The organism is Hyphomonas sp. UBA3195 (genome assembly GCF_002366485.1).
Classification (GTDB): Bacteria; Pseudomonadota; Alphaproteobacteria; order Caulobacterales; family Hyphomonadaceae; genus Hyphomonas.
This window is the reverse complement of record NZ_DEXB01000005.1, coordinates 64099-81310: the sequence shown is the minus strand read 5'-3', so window position 1 is coordinate 81310 and position 17212 is coordinate 64099. Positions and strand designations below refer to the sequence as shown.

The following is a 17212-nucleotide window of genomic DNA, read 5'->3' as shown; positions in this document are numbered from 1 at the left end:
GCCATCGTGAAGAGTGAGGGTTTGATGCAACAGTTTGCATAAGATTCCCGTAGTTACCCGACGAATAGCTGGGCGAAACCTTTCTATCATCGAAATAAAAATGTACTTCGGAACCATCGAGCAGCCATGTGTACCGAGCCGCGCCGCTTATTCTGGCGCGCCATGGCTGGAGACGACCCAAAGGGAACACACATGAATAGACTCAAGTACGGGGCCTCGCTGATTGCGATGGCTGGACTGGTCGCGCCGGTTGCATTGGCGCAGGACGCTCCAGCGGAACCAGCGAGCGCGAAACGGCTTCAAACAGTGACCATCACGGCGACCAAGCGTTCGGAAAGCGCACAGGACGTGCCCGTTGCAGTTACGGCGCTCGGCGAGCAGCAGCTCAGAGAGCTCGGCGTCAAGAATTTCTCGGACTATCTTGTCCAGCTGCCTGGCGTCACGGCAGGTGGTTCCGGCCCCGGTCAGAATACAATCTATATTCGTGGTCTCGCATCCACCACGCCAAACCTGACGGTTGCAGGCGTCGCCGGTCTCGCCCCCAATGTCAGCTTTTATCTCGACGAGCAGCCGCTGGCCCAGCCGGGCCGGAATTTGGACGTCTATGCAGCCGATATCGAGCGCGTAGAGGTCTTGTCCGGACCTCAGGGCACACTGTTCGGCTCAAGCTCGCAGGCCGGTACGGTCCGCATGATTACCAACAAGCCGTCCTTCAGTGGCTTTGATGCCGGGTTCAATGCGTCCACCTCGTTCACCGATGGCGGTGAGATGAGCAACAGTGTCGAGGCCATGATCAATGTGCCCGTCAATGACAAGTTGGCGCTGCGTGGGGTCGTCTATAGTGACACTCAAGGTGGCTATATCGACAATGTCGGCGGCACATTGTCTGTACGCGACTCCGCCCGGTTCCGTACCGAAGGCACTGTGCGTGGCAATGGCGTCCCCGTGAGTGCCCAGCGCGAAGGCTTCCAGGCAGGCGCTGATCTGTCTGGTGTCAATTTCGTTGACGCAAACAACAGCAACATTGTCGAGAATGACATCAATGATGTCACCTATCAGGGCTTTCGCCTGAGCGGCATGTACCAGATCAATGAAGATTGGGACCTGCTGATCACGCATGCTCAGCAGCAGATCGAGTCCGACGGTGTGTTCGCCGCAGATCCCGAACTGGATGACTACGATATTGTCCGTTTCACACCGGAGAATATCGAAGACAAGTTCCACAACACTTCATGGACGCTGGAAGGCCGTATCGGCGCGCTTGAGGCGCTCTATACCGGTGCGTATACGGACCGCACGACAGACCAGACGGTCGATTATTCCGACTATCTCTTCGTCGGCCAGTACCTGCCTTACTATATCTGTGACTACTCGGTCACCTATCCGGCGGGTGCGCCGACGGGCAATTGCTACGCGCCGAACCTGTTCGTGAACTCACACAGTGAGACGAAAGTGCAGACGCATGAGCTGCGCTTCAATACGCCGAGCGAGAATCGCTGGCGCGCCACCTTCGGCGCCTTCTACAGCGACCTTGAGCTGGCTGAGCGTAACGACTTCGTCTATCCGGGCTCAACGCAGGTGGCCTATACGGATGGATCGATCGGCTTTGCCCCGAACTATCCGCTGACACAAACGGACGTAACAGGCGAAATCGGCAGTGCGTCCCCCGGTTACTACAGCGTTGCCGGTCCGTTCCCGGAAGGCGTTATCTTCCGAAACGATATTCTGCGCACCGATCAGCAGATGGGCCTCTTCGGCGAGACCACCTTCGACATCTCTGACCAGTTCGCCATCACGGCTGGCGCACGATACTATGACGTCGAAGTTGACCTTGAAGGAAGTGCCAACTCGTCCTTCTTCAACCTGTTCGCAGATACCGACCAGCAAGTGTTCGGTACGAACATTTCGCTCCTGTATGGCCCGAACGGCCCGGCAGGGACGCCGGACAAGGCGTCAACCGACGGTATGATCTACAAGCTGACGGGCGAGTGGACGCCGTCGGACGACGTGATGTTCTACGCCACATACTCGGAAGGCTTCCGTGCCGGCTTGTTGAACCGTCCGGGCGGTGCTTCCGGCCCAGGCGGCTACACCGTGCCATATGCTGTCGATACGGACGAAGTGAAGAATTACGAGCTCGGCTGGAAAACCGAACTGTTCGACAATTCGCTGCGTTTCAACGGGTCAGCCTTCTTCGTCGACATTGAAGGTCTGCAGACCACAATCTTCGATCCTTCGATCGTGAACCTGTTCTTCTCCGACAACGCAGCCAATGCCGAGATCCAGGGCCTTGAAGGCGACTTCACCTGGGCGCCGGCCTCGGTTGACGGCCTGACCATTGCAGGTGCGTTCTCGCTTCTCGACACCGAGATCACCGAAGTGCTCGTGCCGACAGATGACGTTGTAGAAGGTTCCGACCTTGCCTTCGCGCCAGCCTACCAGGGCAATCTGCGTGTTCGGTATGAGTGGGATCTCGAGCAGGAAGTGGCTGGCCAGCGCCTCACCGCGCATGTCATGCCGCAGATCGTGTTCTCCGACGACTCCGTCAGTGATGTCATCGAGATCAACAAGATGGACCTTGATGGCTATGTCACCCTGGGTGGCTCGATGGGCGTCACGGGCGACAATTGGGGCGCGGAGATCTTCGCCTCGAACCTGACCAACGAGTATGCCGAGCTTAGTGGCAGCTTCGTTTATGACCGCGAACGCATCACGCCAATGCGCCCGCGCACAATCGGTATTCGCGTTTCCTACGACTACTAGGACATACGCCTACTTGATACTGAAGCAGCGCCCTGACAGGTTCAGGGCGCTGCTTTTATTTGATGGGAACTTCAGGCACCACGATGACCGCAATCTCTGATCCGGACCTCGCCCTGCGGGACGCGCAAAAAGCCATACAGTCTGGCGATTTTGCAACCGCCCGACAAATCACCGATGCGCTTCTTGCTGGCGAGCCGACTCATAAGGAAGCGCTCTACATGGCGGCAGTTTGCGCGCGCTATGAAGGTCGCAGCGCGGACGCGCTCGCGCATCTGGACGCGTTGAAGTCGCTCTCACCGGATTTCGGCCGCGCTTATCAGGAAGAGGGGCATCTCAAGCGCAAGCTCGGAGATCTGTCCGGAGCCGTCGGCGCTTTTGAGCGCGCGACCCGCTACAATCCTGCCTTGATGGCAAGCTGGTCTGCGCTAGCAGACCTGTACCTTCAGGCGGGCAATACGGACGCGGCGACCAACGCCCGCGCGCAGGCAGACCGTGTACGCGCGCTTCCGCGTGAGCTGCAAGCGGTGACAAATCATATTCATGAGGGCCGCGTCTTCCGGGCGGAGGAAATCGCCAGAGCGTTTCTCCAGAAGCACCCGACCCATGTCGAAGGCATGCGCCTGCTGGCGGATATCGGGTCCCGCCTCGGTGTTCAGGAGGATGCAGAATTCCTGCTTGAAAGCGCGGTCGATCTTGATCCGGACAATGTGCAGTTGCGGCTCGACTATATTCAGGTGTTGCGCAAGCGGCAGAAATTTGCAGCAGCGCTGGAGCAGGCTGGAGTTCTGATGGCGCGTGATCCGGACAATCCGCTATTCCAGTCGCATTTCGCCATCGAGAGTATGCAGGCGGGTGAATATGAAACCGCACTGGACCATTTTGAACGGGTGCTACAGAAAATCCCTGGTGATCCTGCTACGCTGGTCTCGCGGGGACATGCGCTGAAAACCTATGGTCGAACCGAAGAGGCAATCAGTTCATACAAGGCGGCAACAGATGTTGCGCCGGGGCAGGGGGATGCCTGGTACGGTCTCGCAAATCTCAAGACCTACACATTCGGCGATGATGAACTCGCCCGTATGCAAGCCCAGTTTGCTGCACTCGATATTGACCATATGTCCCGCATCCACATCGCGTTTGCGCTTGGCAAGGCCCATGAGGATCGCGGCGATCATGACGCCGCATTCCTGGCCTACGCGCAAGGCAACGCGCTGAAGCACCAGACGGTTCGCTATACGACCGACCAGATGCATGCGGAATTCGACGCGCAAAAAGCAATCTGTACGGCTGACCTGTTTGAAGCTCAGGCCGGTAAGGGCTGTGCCGCTCCAGACCCGATCTTCATTCTTGGCCTGCCGCGGGCGGGCTCGACCTTGATCGAACAGATTCTCGCGTCGCACCCAGACGTGGACGGAACGCTTGAGCTTCCCAATATCCTTTCACTTGCTCATCGCCTGCGGGGGCGCAAGCAACTGACAGACCGTGAGCGCTACCCGCGTATCCTGCATGAACTTCCCGCCGATGAGCTGTCTGCGCTCGGTGAAGAATATATTGAGACGACACGCATCCATCGTCAGGGAGCGGCTTTCTTCACTGACAAGATGCCGAACAATTTCCGGCATATCGGCCTGATTCATCTGATCCTGCCCAATGCCAAGATCATCGATGCGCGGCGCGACCCGATGGATTGTTGTTGGTCGGGCTTCAAGCAACTCTTCGCGGAAGGTCAGGAGTTCACCTACAGCCTCGATGATATTGGAAACTACTATCGCGGCTATGTCGATCTGATGGCGCATTGGGACAGTGTTCTCCCGGAAGGGCGAGTCCTGCGCGTTCAGCACGAGGATGTCCTGGAAGACCTGGAAGGCCAGGTTCGGCGGATTCTCGATTATTGTGGTTTGCCGTTTGATCAGGCCTGTGTGGATTTTCACAAGACTGATCGGGCCGTGCGCACGGCCAGCTCCGAGCAGGTTCGTCGTCCGATCAACAAAAGCGGGGTTGAGCAGTGGCGCCCTTATGAGGCACACCTTGATCCACTGAAAGCCGCGCTGGGACCCGACCTCGCGCCCCAATAGGAGTCGTCAGGTGAGCACACGGTCCGATGATGCCTTGATCGCGCTGCGTAAAATACAGCGCATGACAGAACTGGCGTCCAAGCGGCTGGCTCAGACGGCGGGCCTTACTCCGTCGCAAATGACGGTCTTGCGCATGCTCGATGAGCAGGGCGAGATCTCCGCAGGCCGGGTGGCAGAGGCCACTCAGCTGAAACACGCCACCATCACCAGCCTCGTCGATAAACTGGAGGCACGCGGCTTGATCGCGCGGCGCCGGTGTGACACCGACCGTCGGCGTGTTTGGCTGAACCTACTGCCTGCGGGTAAAGAGGCTCTGTCGGTTGCGCCCGACCCGCTGCACGAAACATTCGCTGCCGGATTCGACAAACTCCCTGATTGGCAACAATCCATGCTGGTAGCGGCTCTTGAGCGCGCGGCTGGCCTGCTTGATGCCGAAGAGCTCGACGCTGCGCCCTTTTTGGACGTCGGAGAACTGGGATAAGCGTCACACGCAAGTTTGCGATTGCAAATCATTTTCACCAATGCTAGGTCGCGCTCTTACCCGTGTCGGACAGATGACGTGAATGAGGGCACCCTATGATTGCGACGAATCGGATCGTACTTTCCATTTCCGTACTGGCAGGCGTATTGCTTGCTGCGTGTACGACGCTGCCGGCGCGGTCTGATGTTTCCAATGTGATATCGCGTCCTGCGGCGACCGATTTGAGGGATCCTCAGTTCCAGGCAGATCGTGAAGCTATCCTGGCGATGGCGGGAAACTACAAGGTGAAGTTCGACTTCAACGAAACCGTCGCCTTCGACGATGACTATTTTCTGAAGCCTCGCAAAGTGTCTGGTGGGGATGAGGTGGTCCTCGTTGTCGAGGATCGCGGAAACTTCATCAGCCTACAGCATATTCTGGTCGTAGGCGGCGAGCACAAGATGGCGATCAAGCACTGGCGTCAGGACTGGCAGTATGAGCCTGAGCGTGTGCTGATATTCATTGGCGGAAATGCCTGGGAGTGGCGTGACGTGCCAGCATCCGAGCGAGCCGGTACTTGGTCTCAGACGGTCTACCAGGTCGATGATGCGCCGCGATACGGGGCTGTTGCGACATGGTCGCACGAGAATGGGATTGCCACATGGCAGCCGCCACATGAATGGCGCCCGCTACCGCGGCGCGACATGACCACGCGCGATGATTACCACGCCATCCATGCGATGAACCGGCACGTCGTTACGTCTTGGGGCTGGGTGCATGAGCAGGACAATGGAAAGCTCGTCCTGAGCGGTAGTCAGCCACACATGCTGGCGCGTGAGACTGGCCTGAACACATATCGCCGAGACAGCGATTTCGAGACCGAGATTGCAACAGATTACTGGAGCGGTACCGCAGGCTTCTGGGCTGGCGTTCGCGGCGAATGGGACAGGATTGCCAATCAGAACGAAGCATTTGCCGTCACGATCAAGGGCGAGACCGAAGCGCTCTACATGCCTCTGCTGACCCTCGCCGGTGAAGTGGCAGACGGCAGCAAGGGAAACGAAGAGGCGGTGCTGGAGGCCAGACAGTTGATCGAAAATTTCACGACCAGCGACATTGGCGCATTGGCTGACCGGCTGCGTCCCACTGACATGGATATAGCCGAAACAGACTGAGCTCGGCTATGGTTGGAATGCCCCTATCAGATTTTCTTCTGATTGACTCGTTCGGACAGTTTGGCGGGGCTTTCCTTGCGTTCTGAATAGCGGTCAACAAGATGGTCTGCACGGTCCCGGGTCAGGAGCGTGAACTTCACGAGTTCTTCCATCACATCGACAATTCGGTCGTAATATGGCGAGTGGGTCATGCGGCCGCGTTCGTCGAATTCCAGGAATGCTTTGGCGACAGACGATTGGTTTGGAATGGTGATGAGCCGCATCCAGCGTCCCAGAATGCGTAGCTGATTGACGGCGTTGAAACTCTGCGACCCGCCACAGACCTGCATGACGGCCAGTGTCTTTCCCTGGGTAGGACGGACACCGCCGAGAGAGAGGGGAATCCAGTCGATCTGGGTTTTCATGACTCCCGACATTGCACCGTGCCGCTCCGGTGAACACCAGACCATTCCTTCCGACCATACGACGAGGTCTCGCAATTCCTGTACTTTTGGGTGGGAGTCCTCCGCCCCATCGGCGAGCGGGAGACCATCGGGATCGAACATGCGCGTCTCGCAGCCGAGCTTTTCCAGAATGCGAGCGGCTTCCTCATTTGCCAGGCGGGAATAGCTCCGCTCCCGTAAAGAACCATGCAGAAGCAGGATACGTGGCTTGTGTGTGCTGAGCGCAGGAGTCAGGAGGGCGTCTGGGTCGGTCTCGCGAAAACTGTCTTCGTGAAGGGCAGGAAGGTCATTCGTGGAGGTCATCTGTGTGTTGGTCTTTCTCGGGCAGATCAGTTGATTGCATGCAGTCATGCAAACCTGTTCGCGTTCAGAATTGAGGCTTTGCGTGAGAGCTCTCTCAAGTTTCCGGGAACGCATTGCGGGTGCGATTGGCGAAGGCTACCAGCGACAGCATGACCGGCACCTCGACCAGCACGCCGACAACTGTGGCGAGCGCCGCTCCGGAATTCAGCCCGAACAGGCTGATCGCCACCGCGACGGCCAGTTCGAAGAAGTTGGACGTGCCGATCATGGCGCAGGGCGCGGCGACCTTATGTGGCACTTTCCATGCCCAGGCGGCCGCGTAGGCGAGTGCAAAGATACCATACGACTGAATGAGAATTGGTACGGCAATGAGCGCAATGATGATCGGCTTCGCCAGGATCGTTTCGCTCTGGAATCCGAACAGGAGTGTAACGGTAGCCAGAAGGCCGATCACCGACAGGGGTTTGATACGGCGCGTAAAGGCGGTCACCGATTCCTCACCCCCGCGCTTCTTAAGGGCATTACGAGCCAGAATGCCCGCCATCAGGGGAACGACCACATAGAGCGCAACCGACAGGAGCAGCGTCTCCCACGGCACGGCGATATCCGTGACTCCCAGCAAGAAAGCGACAATCGGTGCGAAGGCAAACACCATGACCGCATCATTCACACTGACCTGAACCAGTGTGTAATTCGGGTCGCCACGTGTCAGATGTGACCAGACAAATACCATCGCCGTGCAGGGGGCAGCGCCCAAAAGGATGAGGCCGGCAATATAGCCTTCCGCGTCTCCGGGGGGGATGAACGGCGCGAAGACATGGCGGAAAAAAAGAACGCCGAGGGCCGCCATCGTGAAGGGCTTGATAAGCCAGTTCACAACCAGTGTGATGATCAGCCCCTTCGGTTTCTCACCGACGCGGCGCATGGCGGAAAAATCCACGCCGATCATCATGGGCCAGACCATGGCCCAGATGAGCAGGGCGACAGCGAAATTCACATTTGCATATCCGAAGCGAGCAAGTGCTTCGAACGCGCCAGGCACGATCTGCCCCAGGCCAATCCCAATCGCAATGGCGAGTGATACCCAGATAGAGAGGTATCTTTCGAATAGTCCCATGAGTATGCCCCGCATCTTACTCTGTCGGCGTTCCGATCCGGGCTAGTTAGTGCCGCATACATTATTATTCAATAATTCATCGAATATCGTTTTGGTATTTCTTGGAGTGCATGCCTGCAGGGAGTTCACGTCAAAGACTGCTCCGAGGCCGCGCCTTTTCTGCGACTGAAGATGAGGAATGGCGCACCCAAGAGGATTCGAACCTCTGACCTCTGCCTTCGGAGGGCAGCGCTCTATCCAGCTGAGCTATGGGTGCAAACCGAAGCTGGTGAATACGGCAACCGGCGAGTGAGTGCAACGCCGGAGTGCGGTTTGCGCAGCGCTGGGTGCTTGCGCCTTGATCACTTTGGGCTAGGTCTGGAACAGACACAGATTCAGGAGCCAGACATGCGGACTTTCACCATTGCGATGACCGTCACAGCCATGGCGCTGTTGCTGGGCCTTCCGGCCTGCGGGGCACGGGAAGAGCCCAGCCCGGCAGTGCCTCAGGAAGAGCCCGCAGACCGAGCGGCGCAATTGGAAGCGCAGAAGGCTGCTTATGAGGCCGCGTTGAGCGAAGCGGAAGCTTCCCGAGGGGCAGGGGAGCCAGCCTTGTGGACGCTGCAGGACGAAGACACGACGCTTTACATATTTGGTACGGTGCACTTGCTCCGCCCGGAGTTGGAATGGCGCAGCGATGAGATGGATGCCGCCCTCGCGGAGGCTGATACGGTCGTCTTTGAGGCAGATGTCACAAGCCAGGCTGCGGCGTCCGAAATGATGAAGTTCATCTCCACACAAGGCATGCTGCAAAACGGTCAGCAATTGTCGAGTTTGCTCAGCGAACTGGAGCGCGCAGAGCTTCTAAAGGCGCTTGACCATGTCGGACTGCCACTCGGCGCGATTGAGCCGATGCGGCCGTGGTGGGCGGCGGTGAATCTCTCTGTTCTGCAGATCAAGAAGGAAGGCTTCGACCCGAATGCCGGCGTAGAAACCGTTCTGGGCGCAGAAGCTCGCGCGGCAGGCAAGTCATTCGCCTATCTGGAGACAATAGACGAGCAGTTGGGCCGTCTCGCCAATATGCCCACAGATGTGCAGGTCGATTTCCTTGTGAGCTCTGCCGAGTCCATCGAGGAGGGGGGAGATGTGCTCGATACGCTGGTGTCCGAGTGGGTTGATGGCGATGTGCACGGGATTGGCCTGCTCATGTCCAATCCGGACATGATGGGGTCAGACGATGTCTATGATGCACTGTTGAAGTCTCGTAACGAGATCTGGGTTGGCAAGATCGAAGCCATGCTGGAAGAGCCCGGCACGCGCTTGATCGCTGTCGGAGCCGGTCATCTGGCGGGCGAAGACAGCGTTATCGAAATGTTGGAAGCCAAAGGCTACGAGGTCGAGGGCCCGTAGGCGCTCATGTATCGGCAGACCGGCGGAGCGCCAACAGCGCTTGCTCGAGGATTTCTGCGCTGGCACAGCAGACGATCTGACCGCCGAGCTTTGGTTCGTTGCCACGCCAGTCCGTCGCGAGGCCACCTGCGCCCCGCACAACCGGGATCAGCGCGGCCACATCCCATGCTTTCAGACCGCTTTCCGCCACAAGGTCGATCGTGCCGGCGGCTAGCCGGGCATAAGCGTAGGCGTCCAGCCCATAGCGGCTGATCCGAGCTGTAGCTCTCAGATGGGTCCATGCGCCCTGTTCGGCGGGGTTCAGGATAAAGGGATCTGTCGTGGAGATGACTGCTTCGCGGAGGTCTCGGCAGTCGGAGACCTGGATCGGTGTTTGTGTCCCCGCGCGCTGAACCGCTGCACCCCCCGGCCAGCCGAGATAACGCTCGTCCAGAACGGGCTGGTCAATGATGCCGATGACGGGCGTGCCCGTTTCATCGCACAAGGCAATCAATGTGGTCCAACTCGGTAGGCCGGCTACGAAAGCGCGCGTGCCATCTATCGGATCCAGTAACCAAGTGAACCCGTTCTTCGAAGGTTTAGCGGGGAATTCCTCGCCAGTGACGCCGTGATCGGGCCGTTCCGCTTCGATCAGGGCGCGCATCGCCGCTTCGGCGCCCGTGTCGGCGGCCGTCACGGGGTCAAATTCGGCGTGGGGTATTGTGATCTTGTTGTCGACGGCATCCAGTGCACGAAAATGCGGCCGGATCGCTGACCAGGCCGCATCTGCGAGACGACCTGCAAAGGTCAGCTCATCTTCGAGGGAGTAGGAATTTGTCATGCGGGCATGGGATTGCCCCGCCCCGGGCTGGGCGTCAAGCGACGCCCGTGCTGCTGGTGTCGCCTTCCAGCGCCTTGGCCAGTTCCAGGAGGCGTTTGCGGGGGCGCTCGCCGAGGCGATAGTAGGCGCGAACCAGTTCCAACGTCTCTTTTTGCGAAAGAATATCGCCTTCCATGCGTTCGGCGTCATTCGCAGCATCCGGTGCGTCTGCTGCGGGAATGCCGTCGAAGAAGTATTGCACTGAGACGTTCATGGCTTTCGCCAGTTCATAGAGTCGAGATGCCGTGATGCGGTTGGCACCGCATTCATACTTCTGGATCTGCTGGAAACGCACGCCTACCTGACTCGCAAGGTCCTGTTGGGTCATGCCCAGCAGGCGGCGGCGGCGGCGAAGGCGTTTGCCTACGTGCAGGTCGGTTTCATCAGCCATGTTCAGCTCCTTGCGGATGGGACCGCTCTCAGTCCCAAAACGGGATGTTCGGGCTGGTCTCTCGCAAATGGCGTGCCGGTGGTCACATTTGCCTAAAATTTGGGCTGCATTTCCAAATTGCAGGAATTTGCCAAATCATCGGTTGCGTTTTGTGCGCCGCAACATAAATCTGGTCTTGCACTCCGGTGCAGACGCCTCTGGCGTTTCCTCCCTTTGACCTTGGCCGCGCTCTCGTAGCGCGGCCTTTTTTTTGGAAGTAACGCGGATCTGTTGCAATTGCAGGGTATTCCGACGATCAGCGCCGACCGATCTGGGTCGCGACGTCGAGGATTTCGACGACAATAGCGGACAAGACTTGCTGCATTTGCGCAAAGCCGGCACTGGTCTCGACCGCTTGTTCATCCATGTACAGTCCGCGATTAATCTCGATCTGTACCGCATGGAAGTCTCGCTTGGGGCGGCCATAACGACGTGTCGTATACCCTCCTGCATAGGGCGCATTCCGCGCAACGCTGAACCCGTTCGCTCGGAATGCGCGCTCAATTCGCCCCGTCAGACGTGGGTCACAGCTGGAGCCGAACCGGTCCCCCAACACAATATCTGCCAGATTGCGACGCCCAGGCTGGACGCTGGGCATTGAGTGGCAGTCAATAAGGAAGGCCCGGCCGTGCCGCTCCTTCAGACTGCCCAGCTCAGTCGCCAGGCACTGGTGATAGATGTCGTGAATGCCAGACAGGCGCGCTTCTCCTTCTGATCGGGTAAGGCGGCGCGCATAAATCGCCTCTCCCCTGGCTGCGACACGCGGCAAGCAGCCGAGCCCGGCTTCCACACGCGCTGTCGGCATGCCGCAGGGGCGAGGGACTCCATCACTGAACATGTTCGGGTCGAGTTCCCGTGGGTCGCGATTGAGATCAGCGACTGTGCGAGCATATTTCGCCGCCACGAGTATGCCACCCTGCTCAGGCACGGCACTGAACAACTCGTCCACGAACGCATCTTCCGTCCGGCGTACGGTGTCCACCGGTACGCAGAGTGCCTCACGCATCTCATGTGGATAGAGACTGCCCGAATGCGGCGAGGCAAAAATGACTGGCGCCAACATTTTTTCCGGGGTTACCAGCCGGTACGGCGTTTCATAACGAGGCGTGGCCGCAGGGCTGTCCTGCGAACCGGCCGTTCGCTGAAAATGTTCAGGTCTGTCAAGAAATTGGGGGGCGTCTGTCATTCAGCACATCGTTTCTTTGTTTGCCTGAAGGTCAAGCCTTTTCACGAGAATCCAGCCGGTGCCCGCAGTAATTTCCGACTTTAAGTCCGCAGATATTCACGCCTGATTTACCGAACTGCGTCTTTATGCTTAGGGTTCTGCCGAGAAGAGGGTATTCCGCGTGACCAAGATTTTGCTGGCCGAAGATGACGATTCCATGCGCTTGTTCCTGGCCGCCGCTCTGCGTCGCGCCGGACACGAGATCCAGGATTACGCTGACGGCGAAAGCGCGTTGTCCGCGTTGGAGCGCGAAGTGTTCGATCTACTGCTGACCGATATTGTCATGCCCGGCCTTGATGGAATCGAACTGGCACGCCGGGGCGCCGAACTCGACCCGGCCATGAAAATCGTCTTCATTACGGGGTTCGCCGCCGTGGCGCTCTCCTCCGGGGCTCCGACACCTGCAGGCGCGAAAGTGCTGTCCAAACCCTTCCATCTCCGCGAAATCGTGGATGAGGTCGACAAGGTGATGGCGGCCTGATGGGGCGGGGCTCCGACATTGAGCCTCCCAAGCTGCTGAAATCCCTATCCCATGACGCTGGCCGGCACTTCTTTGATGCGCCGGCTGCGATGAGTATGGATGAATGCATGCTGCGCCTGAATTTTCTGGATGGCGCGAACATAGTGTCTCTTACGCCCTCGGAGCTTGGACATTGGTTGTCTTTCGAGTTTGAGGGACATGCCTTTTCCGCAAATGATCCGTTTGGCGAAGTCTGGTTTTTTGCCGAAGATCCTGCGACACCGGAGCCAATACTGCAGAAAATTGCGCTCTGCGTCGTTACACCGCCAAACCCGGCTTGACGGCGCGCGCTGAATTATCCATTACCCCTGCTTCCGAATGGATCGGGCGGTTAGCTCAGTGGTAGAGCACTACGTTGACATCGTAGGGGTCACAAGTTCGAACCTTGTACCGCCCACCATTCCGAAGTCTTCCGAAACCTCCTGAAACCTGCCGCGTTGTTTTAAAAAATGACGGGATGTTTCCATGATTGATCCAGATTTGCCGGACGCCAATATGTTTGTCGTCTATTATACCGGCGGGAAAATGCTGCAGGCCTCCAATATCTCTCTGATGACTAGGAAGCTGGATGAACGTCTGTTTCTTGTTTCGACGCCGGAGACGCAGTCCAGACTCTACCACCACGTCAAACGCCTAGCCCAGCCGGACGCCCTGTTCGTCGGTCGCTTGGACTCCCTGCCCAAATTCAAAGGGATGGAAGAAGGCACCACGAAATGGGTCCGCCGTATGATGGACGTTTAAAAAAGGAAGGCGAACTGGCCGCCTTCCTTCATGTTCGTTTCAATTCCGGGGCAGGGGCCTTGTCCTAGCCGTCAAGGTCAACCATCGGTTCGCGATCCCAATGGCGGAGCTTGCCGAGTGTCTTCACGAAACCGGGCACATCTTCGGTCTTGCTGAGCGCGACGCAGCCCTCATCCTTCGCATCCCAGACGCTGGCCTTCTCCATGAGAGGTTGGGCCGTTTCGACATAGCCGATGAATTTGCAATGCGCGAACGCGTCGGCCACGAAATCCCGGCTAGGGGCGTCGTTCTTGACCATGTCTGCCCCCTCTTCGGAGATCAGCAGGGCGACGGCATCGAAGAGGACCGATGGACCGCCATCGATTTTCTCGTCGGCCTCCATGTGCGACCAGTCACTGAGTGTGATGCCGCCCACTTTCGGGCTGATCAGCATCGTCATGCCGCCAGCGGAGGTCACTTCCTTCTTCAGCGCGTTCAGGAGGTCTGCATCCGCGCCGTCCGTGGCAAAGATACCCAGTTTGCGGCCTGCGAAACTGTCTGGAGCGTTCTTCAGGATGCTCAGGGGATCGGAAGCAGGCAAGTCCGTGATGGGAGGGCTGGCCGGATCAGCCGCTGGCGGCATGTCGGTTACGCCGAGGCCATCCGCCACTTTTTTCGCCAAGTCTTCATCGATGTTCAGCAGGTGAGACAGCATGCGAAGACGGATTTCCATCTTCTGAACCTTGCTGAGCTCGAAGGTCAGGGCGTCTGCCATGTGTTTTTGCTCGACCTTGGTCTGGCTCACATAGAATTGGCGGGCCTGGCTGTAATGATCGGCGAAGGATTCCGGGCGCAGGCGCGTCTTTTCTCCGCCAACCGGCTCGGCATAGGATCGATACCCCTTGGCGGGATCTTCGCGCGGTCCGCCTTCTTCCGGTCCCCAGCTGTTCGGTTCGTAATTGGCGCGGCCTTTGGGATTCTCCATCGCCATATGGCCATCCTGCTGGAAATGGCGCATCGGACATTGCGGACGGTTGATCGGGATATGTGTAAAGTTCGGGCCACCAAGGCGCTTCAACTGGGTGTCGAGATAGGAGAAGTTACGGCCCTGCAGCAGCGGGTCCGCAGTGAAGTCGACACCGGGCACGATATTCTGTGTACAGAAGGCGACCTGTTCAGTCTCAGCGAAGAAATTGTCGACGACGCGGTTCAGGACCATGCGTCCGACAATGCGGACGGGCACTTGTTCTTCCGGAATGATCTTGGTCGCATCCAGTACGTCGAACTCAAAATTCTCGGCAAATTCCTCGTCGAACAATTGCACACCGAGTTCCCATTCCGGATAGTCGCCCATCTGGATGGCATCCCACATGTCGCGGCGGTGGAAGTCCGGGTCGGCGCCATTGATCTTCAGGGCTTCGTTCCAAGCTACCGATTGCAGGCCCTGCTTTGGTTTCCAGTGGAACTTCACAAAGGTTGCTTTGCCTTCGGCATTCACAAACCGGAATGTGTGGACGCCGAAGCCTTCCATGAACCGCAGGGAACGGGGAATTGTCCGGTCGGACATGATCCACATGACCATGTTCATGGATTCCGGAGACAGGGAGATGAAATCCCAGAAATTGTCATGTGCTGTCTGGGCCTGCGGGAAGCCCCGGTCCGGTGCCGGCTTGGCCGCATGAATCAGGTCTGGAAACTTGATGGCGTCCTGAATGAAGAAGACAGGGATGTTGTTGCCCACAATATCCCAGTTGCCTTCTTTCGTGTAGAACTTCACGGCGAAACCCCGCACATCGCGCGCAAGATCGGGCGAGCCCTTATTGCCAGCCACAGTAGAGAAGCGGGCGAAGACATTGGTCTTCTCACCTTTTCTCTGGAAAATGTCTGCCGTGGTGACGTCCTCAAGCGTATCCAGTGTCTCGAAATAGCCATGCGCACCGTAGCCGCGGGCATGCACGACGCGTTCAGGAATGCGCTCATGGTCGAAGTGGAAAATCTTTTCACGGAAGATGAAGTCTTCGGTCAGCATCGGTCCGCGCGCGCCCGCTTTCAGATGGTTCTGGTCGTCGGCAATGGGCACGCCTTGCTGGGTGGTCATGGTCTCGTAGCCATCCTCAGTTGACTGATGAGGTGCGCCGCCCTCGTCGAGGGAAAGATCTGGTTTGTCGGACATGAGAGAAATCCATCTGCTGGTTGGAGGGTGTTCTAATCAACTGCGCGACGGGCTCATTGGTTCCTCGCATATGCGGCTTTCATCCCCCTTCGAGGGAATCCAATGAAAGGGGGCGGCTCCAGAAAACAGAACCGCCCCTCAAAATTTCTGCTATGCCTGTATTCAGCTCAAGCTGTCCGCAAAGGCTTCGCCAGAGCGGGCGCTCGAATAGGCTTCTTCCAGAAGGGCGCGGGACTGGCCCTGGACTTCGGACTTTTCAAGGCGATCCTTGATCGAGTCGGCCAGGTGTTCTTCGCCGTCATCAATCGCCTCAAGGGCAGCTTTTCTGTCGTCCTGAAACATGGACGAGAATTCGGTCAAGGCGCGATGAAGCGACCCAAGCGTACCACCCTCAGTTTGGGGTTCGCCGCCGAGAGTACGGACCTGCTGCTGGAAGCGGCTGATCAGTGCTGCGCGATCACTGGCGCGCTTCTGGAACTGGGTGCGAAACGCAAAACTCTCATCTGAGAGTTCAGCGCATTTCTCATAGCCTTTGCGGCTGTCGATCAGTACCTTGGTGACGTCATTGAGGGCGTCAATTTCGGTTTTGTTGATTGTGTCGGTCATTTGGAAACTCCTCGTTGTCTGTCCTGACCAACAGGGAGACAAGGCATGAGTTCCCGACAGAAAACCTTAAATGACGGACATGATCAAAGGCGCTTAGCCCTCGAACGGGTCTTTCATCAGGATTACGTCTTCGCGCTCCGGCGACGTGGAGACCAGCGCGCACGGTTTGCCGACCAGTTCTTCGAGGCGGCGCACATACTTGACCGCTTCTGCCGGAAGGTCCGCCCAGGATCGCGCACCGGCGGTTGAGCCTTTCCAGCCCTGAAGCGTCTCATAGACGGGCTCTACAGCGGCCTGGTCGGTCAGGCCGGCAGGGTAGTGGTCAATCGTCTCGCCATTCAGCCTGTAGGCGACGCAGACCTTGATCTCGTCAAAGCCGTCCAGCACGTCGAGCTTGGTCAGGGCGAGGCCGGTAACGCCGGAGGTCGCACAGGCCTGACGCACCATCACACTGTCAAACCAGCCGCAGCGGCGGGCGCGGCCCGTGTTCACGCCGACTTCGCGGCCGACCGTGCCAAGGCGTTCGCCGATCTCATTGTCCTGTTCGGTGGGGAAGGGACCTGAGCCAACACGGGTCGTGTAAGCCTTTGCGAGGCCCAGCACATAGGAGATTGCGCCAGGGCCAACGCCTGAGCCAGCGGAGGCATTTCCTGCCACCACATTGGACGATGTGACGAAGGGATACGTGCCGTGGTCAACATCCAGCATCACGCCTTGAGCGCCTTCGAACAGAATGCGGCTGCCTGCGCGGACCTGTTCGTCGAGCAGTTTCCAGACCGGCTTGGCATAGGCCAGGATCTGGTCGGCGATCTTGAGCAGTTCTGCTTTCAGCTCGGCGCCGTCTGGTTCTGGCAAGCCAACGCCGATGCGCAGCGGCTTGTGGTGGGCCAGCAGGCGCTCGATCTTCATGTCGAGGGCGGCGGGGTCTGCGAGGTCTGCGACGCGGATGGCGCG

At 58.2% G+C, this 17212-nt stretch carries 16 protein-coding genes and 2 tRNA genes; 9 read left to right on the top strand and 9 right to left on the bottom strand.

What is annotated here, in order from left to right:
- Positions 1-192: 192 nt before the first annotated feature.
- From B2344_RS02515 to B2344_RS02500, 4 genes are all read left to right on the top strand, one after another.
- Positions 193-2763, top strand: coding sequence for a TonB-dependent receptor (locus B2344_RS02515; RefSeq protein ID WP_290484602.1), 2571 nt, complete (start codon positions 193-195; stop codon positions 2761-2763).
- Between the two features lie 62 nt (positions 2764-2825).
- Positions 2826-4838, top strand: a complete 2013-nt coding sequence (locus B2344_RS02510; RefSeq protein WP_290484601.1) for a tetratricopeptide repeat-containing sulfotransferase family protein — start codon at positions 2826-2828, stop codon at positions 4836-4838.
- Positions 4839-4848: 10 nt separating this feature from the next.
- Positions 4849-5319 carry a MarR family winged helix-turn-helix transcriptional regulator gene (locus B2344_RS02505; protein ID WP_206992013.1) on the top strand — a complete coding sequence of 157 codons (471 nt, stop codon included), beginning with the start codon at positions 4849-4851 and terminating at the stop codon, positions 5317-5319.
- A 95-nt stretch (positions 5320-5414) separates the two neighbouring features.
- Positions 5415-6473 carry a DUF6607 family protein gene (locus B2344_RS02500; protein WP_290484600.1) on the top strand — a complete coding sequence of 353 codons (1059 nt, stop codon included), beginning with the start codon at positions 5415-5417 and terminating at the stop codon, positions 6471-6473.
- 26 nt (positions 6474-6499) lie between these two features.
- Here the strand turns inward: B2344_RS02500 and arsH are convergent, their stop codons facing one another.
- The 3 genes from arsH to B2344_RS02485 all read right to left on the bottom strand — a co-directional run bounded on the left by arsH (position 6500) and on the right by B2344_RS02485 (position 8592).
- Positions 6500-7219, bottom strand: coding sequence for an arsenical resistance protein ArsH (gene arsH, locus B2344_RS02495; protein WP_290482710.1), 720 nt, complete (start codon positions 7217-7219; stop codon positions 6500-6502).
- A 94-nt stretch (positions 7220-7313) separates the two neighbouring features.
- Positions 7314-8336, bottom strand: coding sequence for an ACR3 family arsenite efflux transporter (gene arsB, locus B2344_RS02490; protein WP_206992015.1), 1023 nt, complete (start codon positions 8334-8336; stop codon positions 7314-7316).
- Between the two features lie 179 nt (positions 8337-8515).
- A tRNA-Arg gene (locus B2344_RS02485) sits at positions 8516-8592 on the bottom strand.
- Positions 8593-8723: 131 nt separating this feature from the next.
- On the opposite strand from B2344_RS02485, the gene B2344_RS02480 reads away from it, so the two are divergent.
- Positions 8724-9725 (top strand): TraB/GumN family protein, encoded by a 1002-nt coding sequence (locus B2344_RS02480; protein ID WP_290484599.1) that lies wholly within the window; start codon positions 8724-8726, stop codon positions 9723-9725.
- Between the two features lie 4 nt (positions 9726-9729).
- Here B2344_RS02480 and B2344_RS02475 read toward each other — a convergent pair whose 3' ends face one another.
- From B2344_RS02475 to B2344_RS02465, 3 genes are all read right to left on the bottom strand, one after another.
- Positions 9730-10545 (bottom strand): inositol monophosphatase family protein, encoded by an 816-nt coding sequence (locus tag B2344_RS02475; protein WP_206992070.1) that lies wholly within the window; start codon positions 10543-10545, stop codon positions 9730-9732.
- 34 nt (positions 10546-10579) lie between these two features.
- Positions 10580-10975: a helix-turn-helix domain-containing protein gene (locus B2344_RS02470; protein ID WP_034816976.1), complete on the bottom strand. Its 396-nt coding sequence runs from the start codon at positions 10973-10975 to the stop codon at positions 10580-10582.
- 295 nt (positions 10976-11270) lie between these two features.
- Complete coding sequence (locus tag B2344_RS02465) at positions 11271-12077, bottom strand: N-formylglutamate amidohydrolase (protein ID WP_256434986.1); 807 nt, start codon at positions 12075-12077, stop codon at positions 11271-11273.
- A 283-nt stretch (positions 12078-12360) separates the two neighbouring features.
- Here B2344_RS02465 and cpdR point away from each other — a divergent pair, with 283 nt between their 5' ends.
- From cpdR to B2344_RS02445, 4 genes are all read left to right on the top strand, one after another.
- Positions 12361-12720 carry a cell cycle two-component system response regulator CpdR gene (cpdR, locus tag B2344_RS02460; RefSeq protein WP_034816978.1) on the top strand — a complete coding sequence of 120 codons (360 nt, stop codon included), beginning with the start codon at positions 12361-12363 and terminating at the stop codon, positions 12718-12720.
- Positions 12720-13040: a hypothetical protein gene (locus B2344_RS02455; protein WP_034816980.1), complete on the top strand. Its 321-nt coding sequence runs from the start codon at positions 12720-12722 to the stop codon at positions 13038-13040. The genes cpdR and B2344_RS02455 overlap by 1 nt, the downstream gene beginning before the upstream one ends.
- A 44-nt stretch (positions 13041-13084) precedes the next feature.
- Positions 13085-13159: transfer RNA gene (locus tag B2344_RS02450), tRNA-Val, on the top strand.
- A gap of 65 nt (positions 13160-13224) precedes the next feature.
- A complete protein-coding gene (locus tag B2344_RS02445) occupies positions 13225-13500 on the top strand; it encodes a hypothetical protein (RefSeq protein ID WP_290480550.1) in 276 nt (91 codons plus the stop codon).
- A 64-nt stretch (positions 13501-13564) separates the two neighbouring features.
- Here B2344_RS02445 and B2344_RS02440 read toward each other — a convergent pair whose 3' ends face one another.
- From B2344_RS02440 to B2344_RS02430, 3 genes are all read right to left on the bottom strand, one after another.
- Entirely contained in the window at positions 13565-15652 is a 2088-nt protein-coding gene (locus B2344_RS02440; protein ID WP_290484598.1) for a catalase, read from the bottom strand.
- Positions 15653-15814: 162 nt separating this feature from the next.
- Entirely contained in the window at positions 15815-16258 is a 444-nt protein-coding gene (locus tag B2344_RS02435) for a PA2169 family four-helix-bundle protein (protein WP_206992073.1), read from the bottom strand.
- A gap of 93 nt (positions 16259-16351) precedes the next feature.
- Positions 16352-17212 (bottom strand): adenylosuccinate synthetase (locus B2344_RS02430; protein WP_290484597.1); only part of this gene is annotated, 861 nt, incomplete at its 5' end.

Excerpts from the sequence above, each read along its gene's own strand:
- B2344_RS02435 (WP_206992073.1), bottom strand. The coding sequence starts at position 16,258 with ATGACCGACACAATCAACAAAACCGAAATTGACGCCCTCAATGACGTC.
- arsH (WP_290482710.1), bottom strand. The coding sequence starts at position 7,219 with ATGACCTCCACGAATGACCTTCCTGCCCTTCACGAAGACAGTTTTCGC.
- B2344_RS02480 (WP_290484599.1), top strand. The coding sequence starts at position 8,724 with ATGCGGACTTTCACCATTGCGATGACCGTCACAGCCATGGCGCTGTTG.
- B2344_RS02440 (WP_290484598.1), bottom strand. The coding sequence starts at position 15,652 with ATGTCCGACAAACCAGATCTTTCCCTCGACGAGGGCGGCGCACCTCAT.
- B2344_RS02500 (WP_290484600.1), top strand. The coding sequence starts at position 5,415 with ATGATTGCGACGAATCGGATCGTACTTTCCATTTCCGTACTGGCAGGC.
- B2344_RS02510 (WP_290484601.1), top strand. The coding sequence starts at position 2,826 with ATGGGAACTTCAGGCACCACGATGACCGCAATCTCTGATCCGGACCTC.
- B2344_RS02470 (WP_034816976.1), bottom strand. The coding sequence starts at position 10,975 with ATGGCTGATGAAACCGACCTGCACGTAGGCAAACGCCTTCGCCGCCGC.
- B2344_RS02465 (WP_256434986.1), bottom strand. The coding sequence starts at position 12,077 with ATGTTGGCGCCAGTCATTTTTGCCTCGCCGCATTCGGGCAGTCTCTAT.
- B2344_RS02455 (WP_034816980.1), top strand. The coding sequence starts at position 12,720 with ATGGGGCGGGGCTCCGACATTGAGCCTCCCAAGCTGCTGAAATCCCTA.
- B2344_RS02515 (WP_290484602.1), top strand. The coding sequence starts at position 193 with ATGAATAGACTCAAGTACGGGGCCTCGCTGATTGCGATGGCTGGACTG.
- B2344_RS02445 (WP_290480550.1), top strand. The coding sequence starts at position 13,225 with ATGATTGATCCAGATTTGCCGGACGCCAATATGTTTGTCGTCTATTAT.
- B2344_RS02475 (WP_206992070.1), bottom strand. The coding sequence starts at position 10,545 with ATGACAAATTCCTACTCCCTCGAAGATGAGCTGACCTTTGCAGGTCGT.
- arsB (WP_206992015.1), bottom strand. The coding sequence starts at position 8,336 with ATGGGACTATTCGAAAGATACCTCTCTATCTGGGTATCACTCGCCATT.